The organism is Bartonella tribocorum (assembly GCF_002778015.1).
Lineage (GTDB): Bacteria > Pseudomonadota > Alphaproteobacteria > Rhizobiales > Rhizobiaceae > Bartonella > Bartonella tribocorum_B.
Map to the genome: position 1 here is coordinate 1 of NZ_NJPP01000045.1, position 8,057 is coordinate 8,057.

Genomic DNA, 8,057 nt, shown 5'->3' on the forward strand with positions numbered 1-8,057 from the left:
ATGCAATTAGAGCGTATTAAAAGTAATGTTGACTCTAAAGAACCCGTTGCCAAAAAAGGCATGTTTGCAGACCCTTTTCTCGATGACAGTTATCGCGATGAAGGTTTTCCCCAAACAGGGGCTATTGGTCATGGCATTTTACAGCTTGCCATTGATCCAACCTTTTACACCGCTCACCTGACCGCACCCATCACCCTTGACTGGACAAATGAAGTGATCATTGCACAAGAATTGACAACGGCTTGCGAAAAGATCAACCCCTATCAAAATTTTGCGCCTTTGCCCGGGACTGTTACCTTGAACCCCGCAACAGATTTTTGGCATGAACAGCGCACCGATTGGCTTTCAAGTGTCACCAATCAACTCAATATGGGCTGGAAYCGCGGGAGAACKATCCGTAACACRGAAGTRCGKGATGACCTCATCAATGAGACTCGAGAGCAGATCGATTTTTTAAGACAAATTAAGCTAAACTTTAAAATTGAAGGTTTTGGTGTGCAAGAAATCTTAGAAAGCCTTACCTTTGATGGCGTCAATGTCTTGCCAACAAGCCGCCTTGTTGCCGATAGCAAAGGCACCCTTGAAGGGAGTTTCAAGATTCCTGCCAATATCACGGCTGGTACAAAAAATGTTGTSGCACGAGGGAAAGGTGGAACAACAGCAACAGGGCTTTTTACGGGTCAAGGGGTGATTGATGTAAAGGTGATGCGGCGYACCACCACGGTGAAAATATGGACAGCCTATGACCCGCAAGCCCAAGTCTTTACCCCCGATGAAACACGGCAAATCACGGGAATTGATTTTCACCTTTGTAAAATTGGCAATCAAAACCATGATCTGGTGATTGATTTGGTCACCACCGAAAACGGTTATCCTACCTCTGATATTCAAGCCCAAACCTCCTATTCCATGAAAGGTGCAAAAACCGGCTGGGCTGGCGCACGCTATGATGTCCCCTTAACCGTTCCTGATGACCGTCTTACCGCCTTTGTGCTTAAAACCGATGATGCGGATCATTCTGTCTCCTTGGCTAAACTTGGGGATTTTGATAAAGACAACCAAAGATATGTTTCAAGCCACCCTTACGTGACGGGACCACGCTTTTCTTCTGTCAATGCCAAGAGCTGGAGCGCCCATCAAGATGAAGCTTTAGCTTTTCGGGTGCTCGCTGCCCGCTACAGGCAAACAGAAAAGAGGGTTGATTTAGGAGAATTTGACCTTGTGGATTGTTCTGATTTGCAAGTGCGTGCAGCGGTTGAGCTGCCTTCAAGCGCGTGTTCTGTCATCTTTGAAATTGAACGCAATAACGGCACGGTTTATCAGTTGCTGCCCTTTCAATTATTAAGCCTTACTGAATATATCAGCGAAAAGGTCAAGCTTCACGCTATTCTCAAAGGCACAGAGAAACTCTCACCGGTCTTATTTGCGCCTATTCAATTGATTGCAGGAAAGATTCATAAGGAAGCTACCTATGTCACGCGGGCTTTTGCCTTTGGGGAAAAGGCGAGACTAACCAGCTATATCAAAACCTTTTTACCGGGTGGTGCAACCTTTACACTCGAGATGCAACTGGATGATGGTCGTTTCACCCCTTTAAAACTCGATGACACAGAACAACTTGCTGAACCACTTTGGACAGAACGAAAATTCATTAGCGGTGATAAAGGCGCCAAACAAGCACGCCTTAAACTCACGCTTACCGGTGGACCGGCGGCGCGATCCATGGTGCGTGATTTTGGCGCTGGCATATTATGAGGGGAGAATGAGAGATGACTAAAACCAAAAAACTCGACATGGAATTGCCTAAAGAGGGGCGTTTTATCAGTTCTGAATTCCCCATCTTGCGTGAGAACCTCAATAAACTTGATCAAGCACTTGTGGCTGTTGAGGAAAAGATAGACGAAAAGGCCCCTTTACACCACACGCATACCATAAGTGAAATCACAGATCTAGAAAGTGCCCTTAATGGCAAGATGGCAGCGGATAAAACCTTCACTTTTGCTGATTTAAGCGATATCGAAGGGGCCAAAGATGCCGCCAACAATTATGTTCTCTACAAATCAAGCAACAATAATTTTACCTTTGGTAGTGCTGTCTCCCTGTTAGGTGCGCACCAACATAAAACCGAAGATATCGTGGGGCTTGATGATTTTAGAGCTAAGATTAATCAAGATATGACCAGCTATGGGCGCCTCACAAGCCCCAATGAATGGAAAAATTACAATAAATTTACCAGCAAAGTCACAATGAGTGGTGGCTTAGAGCTTTTAGGCAATTCTCCATTTAACCTCACCCATAACAATGAAGTCATCACAAGCTTAAGCACAAATGGAAGCACGTTGAAAGGACCTTTGAGGGTCGATGGAGATGTTGTTTATACAAAAGCGCAAGTGGATGCAGCCATCTTAGCAGGAATAAAGAGGCTTAAAAAAGATTTGACTGATAAAATCACGAATTGGCCGGCTCTTGCTGATGCTGAATTGCTCTATACGCAAGATGGGAAAATTGAATGGCCAGACTGGGTGACGGATAACACAAAAGTTGAGATTACAGCCTGGGGTGGTGGTGGCAGTGGTGGTGGATCGGATACTCCATATTTAGGCGGCGGGGGCGGCGGTGGCGGTTGCACGGTATGGTATGGCTATAAAGCCAGTTTAAATGGGCATGAGAATATCATCATTGGTAAAGGAGGAGCTTCTGTTGCATCACGCCGTGCAACAGGTAATTCTGGAGGAACAACAATCGTTGGAAAGAATTTTATTACCGCTACAGGAGGGCGTAATGGAACTGCTGCTTATTATAACACATCATCAAGAACGGGTTACTCAGGCTCTGGTGGTACTGGGGGAGATGGCGGAAACTTTGGCTTGGCAACAGACGAACATCCAGGAATTGCCAAAGGCGGAAACGGTTATGCTGGAACGAGTGGAAGAAGCGGTATAAGTGGTAACGGAGGTGATGCTGGGGGCGATACATCAAGGGGAGGCTCTGGAGGGATAGGACTAGGTTCCTATACTTCAGGAAAAGCAGGGCGTGGTTTTGGGGGGGGCGGTGCCGGTTCTCATGGAGATTCTTCTCCAAGTGGTGCTGGAGCTGATGGCGCTGTCCTTATAAGATTATGGAAAGATTAATTACATAACCAAAGAGAGCACAATTCAAATGGTGCTTGTTGTATAAGCAGGTTTGTATGATTTTTTTTCTTTAAAGTCCCCTTTAAAGCTCTTTCAAAGCCCTTTTAAAGGGCTTTTTGACTGACAGTGTCAGGCTTATGAAAGGGAGCTCTTGTTGTTATTGTCTCTTCATTGATTTGGAGAGCAAAATGGCAATAGAATTTAATCATGGTATCCGCCTCATTGAGGATGGTCAAGCATCTCGCCCCTTAGAGATGTTTAGCCAAACCGCCCTTGGGGCGGTTGTTACAGCCCCTGATGCGGATGCACAAATTTATCCCCTTAACGAGCCGGTGTTGGTCTTCACCCATGAGACAGACAAAATCCAAAAGCTTGGGATACGGGGCACAGCCCTTGATGTGATTGATGCCGTGCGTGCGCAAGGGATCGAGGCACAAGTGATCCTTGTGCGGGTGGAAGAAAAGTCAACCATTGCTGAGACACAAGCTGAAATGGTGGGATCCAATACGGCGTTGACTGGTGTGCATGCCTTGGCTCATGCGCGGGGGCATTTGGGTGTGGAACCTGGAATTTTACTTGCACCGGCTTATAGTGCAGGGCGGATTGATAATGGCAAAAACCCTGTGGCAGACGCTTTGGAACAAGTGGCAGAAAAGCTAAAAGCTATTGCCGTGTTTGATACGGGGGGTAAAAATACGCAAGAAAGCCTTGCATATCGTGCAGATTTTTCCTCACGCTTTTGTTATCTGATTGATCCCTTTGTACGGGTGGCAAATCGTGAGGGAGGTGTGAGTATAAAACCGGCAAGTCCTTTTGCAGCAGCCATGTTTATCAAACGGGACAAGCAAAGGGGCGGTGTTTTTTGGTCTCCCTCCAACCAAGATGTGCATGGTATTTTAGGCACCGCACGCCCCATTAGCTACTTTGATGGGGAAATTGATCATGAGGCTAACCGTCTCAATAAAGCTGATATTGCGACCTTTATTCCCGCGCGCCTTAGCCAAAATGCGCAGGGACAAATAGCTTCCAATGGGCGCATTTTATGGGGCAACCATACCACCTCTAGTGATCCGCTTTGGCGTTTTGTCAATGTGGTGCGCACCCGTGGGGCACTGGAAAAAACCATCATCAATAATTTACGCCCTTTTGCCAATGATGAGAATCTCACCGGTCAACATGTTATTGCCATTACCCGCTCTTTGACCAGCTTTCTTGATGATATGATTGCGCGCGGTGCACTGCTTGGTGGGCGGGTTTGGTTTGATCGTGATTTAAATTCAAACAGCAATTTACAACTTGGCAAATTGCGGGTGGAATTTGATGCAGAAGAAGTGCCCCCTCTAGAAGATTTAAGCTTTGGCAGCCGGCGCAATGGTGCTTACTTTAATCGGCTGGCACAAGATATCCAAAAGAAAATGACATATGCCTTTGGTGATACGTTAGAGGGTTATCGCAAAGCAGCAAGGAGTGACGTATGACTTTAAGAATTGTTCGCGGGTATACCCTAATTGTTGATGATGATGTCAATCTCCATCTTGATCTTGAAACCCTCAAATTGCCTACGTTAGAAGAAATTACCGAAACCTATCAACCGGGGGGCTCTGATATGCAAATTGATGTGAGCGGTCTTGGTGTCAAAGCATTAAATTTGCAAATGAAAATCCGCAGCCACACGCCTGAGGTCATCGGTATTTTTGGTGGTCCTCCTGGTCTTCGTCATAAATTTACTGGCAAAAAGCATGTGGTGTCTGAAGAAGATGGACGCGAGCATGAACATTCCATTGATGTGACGGGGCGCTTGGTTAAGGTAGATAGCGAAGGCTTAACGGCTGGAAAAGCCACAGGCTATGATTGCGAGATCAAAAATATTTGGGACTATACGGAATTTTGGGATGGTTCTGTTTTACACCGCTTTTCCTTTAAACGGGGCGGTTGGCTTGTGCGCAATGGACAAGAGATCGGTTTACGCCGCCGCTCTATTCTCAATTTATAGGAATTGATCATGACAAGTTTACAAACCAGCCTTGATGTAGAGCTCCAAGTTCCCCTTGTTTATAAGGAGAGTGATGGCAAAGAATTGACACGGCACAAATTGACCTTTTATCGCCCAAACTTCAAGCAAGCACGCCAATTCGCCGTGTTGATTGGACCGCAGTTTGCAAAGCTTGTTCTGCCTGCTTTAGAAGAGGATAAAACATCCTTGAGCAATGATGTTCTCATTCTTAAAGTTTGTGAGGCATTGCTTACCCATGAGGCTATGGAAGGAATAGCCATGCTTTTAGCCGATATGTCTCATGAATCTGTTGAACTCATTAATCGTCTTGATGTTATCGATATTGTTGCAGTGTTTAAGGCTTTTTTTGGTTTTTTTCCCACACGCCAATCCTCTCAGCTGGACAATTTGGGGCAGAACTAGCCCTTTATTATCATTGGGCGCCTTCAGAGATTAACCAGATGGATTGGCTTGATGTGATTTCCTATCGAGAAGAACTCGCGCGCCTTAAAGCTCAAGAATATGAAAGCCAAATGTTAGGATAATATGCGATCATGGATGTTTCTCTTGTTGTACGTTTTGTTAATCATCTGCAAGAGGGGATCGCTTCTGCCAAACGAGACTTAAGAGCCTTTAGTTTAGATGTTGCGCATTTCCAAAGCCAGACACGAAAACATTTAAAAGGGTGGTTTGACCCTGAGCATTTGAGCGAAGCCACAGCCCATGCAGAAAATGCTTTTCACCATGCGCGTGGGCGCATGGTTGGGGCGATTGCGCAAACCGCTAGCCTAATTGCCCCTCTTTATAAAGCCATGCAATTTGACCAATCAATGAAGGGTTTGGAAAAGGTTCTGGATGCCCCCCTTGATCGTTTAAAACAATTGCGCCGTTTTGCCCTTGAGACGTCTACAAAAATCCCTTTGGCAGCGCGTGAAGTCTTAGAATTGATGACCAGTGCCAGCCAAGCAGGTATTGGTGAACAAGATCTCGAGGCTTTTAGCATTTATGCGGCCAAAGCGGCCGTTGCTTTTGATATGAGCGGGGATCAGATTGGGGAACGCTTTGCCAAATTGCGCAATGTCTTTAAGCTTAATCAGGAAGGTATTGAAGATCTAGGGGATGGGATCAACCATCTCTCTAACCACATGGCAGCAAAGGCCAGTGAGGTGTCTGATTTTACCAATCGTGCCACCGGTGCGGCAACCATGTTTAAGTTGACCGCGCGCGAAACCGCAGCCTTTGGTACAGCGATGATTTCTGCTGGGATTGTACCAGAAAGTGCGGCGCGTGGGTTTAATGCGATGAGTGCGCGCATTCAAGCAGGAGGCAAACATATTGAAGATGCTTTTAGCAATATTGGGCTCTCACGCCAGAAATTCATGGAAGATTTGGAAAAAGATGCTACCGGTACCTTGGTGCGCTTTTTTAATGTGTTGGGCAAATCAGAACAAGGAATGCGCTCTCTGATTGCCATTGCAGGGCGCGATTTTACCGGTGATTTTGCCAAATTGGTGGGCAATCCTCAATTGTTAGGGCAAGCTTTAGATTATGTGAAAGATCCACAAGTCTTTAAAGGCTCTGTAGAACAAGAAGCCAATAAACAAGCAACCGGTGCCATGCGGCAATTTGAACTGTTGCAAAACCGTATTGTGGCTTTAGGGATCACCATTGGTGAAGTGCTCCTGCCTCCTCTCAACAGTCTCATGGAAACTGTTGGGGGATTTGTCAATGGACTGATGGCATGGGCCAATGCACATCCTGTTTTAACTGGTGTGATCATCAAGACCATTGCCGCTCTGATGGCTTTTAATATTGCTCTGCGGGTTGTACGTTTTACTATGGCGGGAACCCGCCTTGGGCTTCTTCAATTGATGGGCTCTTTTATCAAGATGAGGGCTGTTAGCCGCACGCTAAAAGCAAGTTGGCGGGGCTTAGCCGCTTCATGGCGCACACTGAGTTTAATGGCAGCAAGCTTTGGTGGAAGTGCGCTGCGTCTTCTTCGCCCCATGACTTTACTGGTGGGGGCTTTACGAGGGATAGCCGTTTCAGGTGCGGCATTTTCTTCCTCTTTTGGCTTTATGGGGACAGTCATCCGAGTGGTTGGGGCAGCTCTTTCTTCTGTTGTGGGGGGTATTTTTACCCCAATAGGGGCTGTGATTGCTGCTGTTGTGGCTACCATTCTTGTTGTTGGTTTTGCTTTATGGAAATATTGGGATCGTTTTTCTTCTTTTGTCAAAGGCTTCGCACGGGGGATCATACGGGCTTTTGAGCGTGCCTTTGAAGCCGTCATGCGTTTTTTTGGTGCTGATACCACCACCATCACCAAATGGAAAAACATCATTGCTGCTGCTTTCGACTTYTCTTCCCATTGGCAAAAGTTCAAACAAGGGCTTTCCTCTGTTGTCGAGTGGTTTGGCAATTTGTGGGAGGGCGTTAAACAAAGCTTTTCCAACTTTTGGGGGTGGTTGAAGGGTTTTTTTACACAAGAAAAGCTCACAGAGAGTGCCAAGGCTGGTATGGAACAAGCAGGCGAAGATCTGGCTAATTCGATTATTGATGGCTTTATATCGTCTATCTCACAATTGATGGATTATTGTAAATCGTTGCCAAGCCGCATTAAAGGGTGGATTGGATCCATTGATGTTAGAGATTTTTTGCCAAGTTTTTTGGGGGGCAAAACGTCGATCCAACCCATCGTGCAATTTGCGGGGGGTTCTCCTGTCAATTCATCTGCCAGAGAACAAAGAGACAAAGACCACTCCCCCATCACCCACAATCAAAATGTCACAGTGCATGTCAATGGGGCGCGTGAACCTATGGCTACTGGTCGTGCGGTTGCCCATGCTTTGCAACGGGCACGCGCCAATGCGCTGCATGGCGGAACAGAGTGAGGGGAGGGATGAAGTGCTAGGAGGGCGCAATGGTAGGAGAGA

6 protein-coding genes are annotated in these 8,057 nt (G+C 46.4%); all 6 read left to right on the forward strand.

Annotated elements, in window-relative coordinates:
* The coding region (locus tag CEV08_RS08525) for a DUF4815 domain-containing protein (protein WP_143434471.1) at nt 1-1,755 on the forward strand (1,755 nt) is incomplete at its 5' end.
* A 14-nt stretch (nt 1,756-1,769) separates the two neighbouring features.
* On the forward strand, nt 1,770-3,131 hold the full coding sequence (locus CEV08_RS08530) for a Bgr_08870 family protein (RefSeq protein ID WP_100131196.1): 1,362 nt from the start codon (nt 1,770-1,772) through the stop codon (nt 3,129-3,131).
* Nucleotides 3,132-3,319: 188 nt separating this feature from the next.
* The gene (locus CEV08_RS08535; RefSeq protein WP_100131197.1) at nt 3,320-4,609 is read left to right on the forward strand and encodes a phage tail sheath C-terminal domain-containing protein; all 1,290 of its coding nucleotides are present in this window, start codon (nt 3,320-3,322) and stop codon (nt 4,607-4,609) included.
* Entirely contained in the window at nt 4,606-5,124 is a 519-nt protein-coding gene (locus tag CEV08_RS08540; protein WP_100131198.1) for a phage major tail tube protein, read from the forward strand. The genes CEV08_RS08535 and CEV08_RS08540 overlap by 4 nt, the downstream gene beginning before the upstream one ends.
* A gap of 9 nt (nt 5,125-5,133) precedes the next feature.
* Complete coding sequence (locus tag CEV08_RS08545) at nt 5,134-5,547, forward strand: hypothetical protein (protein ID WP_100131199.1); 414 nt, start codon at nt 5,134-5,136, stop codon at nt 5,545-5,547.
* Nucleotides 5,548-5,678: 131 nt separating this feature from the next.
* Nucleotides 5,679-8,015 (forward strand): phage tail tape measure protein, encoded by a 2,337-nt coding sequence (locus tag CEV08_RS08550; RefSeq protein WP_100131200.1) that lies wholly within the window; start codon nt 5,679-5,681, stop codon nt 8,013-8,015.
* Nucleotides 8,016-8,057 lie beyond the last annotated feature (42 nt).

Bases quoted from the DNA above. Each gene is read 5' to 3' on its own strand.
- CEV08_RS08545 (WP_100131199.1), top strand. From the start codon at position 5,134: ATGACAAGTTTACAAACCAGCCTTGATGTAGAGCTCCAAGTTCCCCTT.
- CEV08_RS08530 (WP_100131196.1), top strand. From the start codon at position 1,770: ATGACTAAAACCAAAAAACTCGACATGGAATTGCCTAAAGAGGGGCGT.
- CEV08_RS08540 (WP_100131198.1), top strand. From the start codon at position 4,606: ATGACTTTAAGAATTGTTCGCGGGTATACCCTAATTGTTGATGATGAT.
- CEV08_RS08535 (WP_100131197.1), top strand. From the start codon at position 3,320: ATGGCAATAGAATTTAATCATGGTATCCGCCTCATTGAGGATGGTCAA.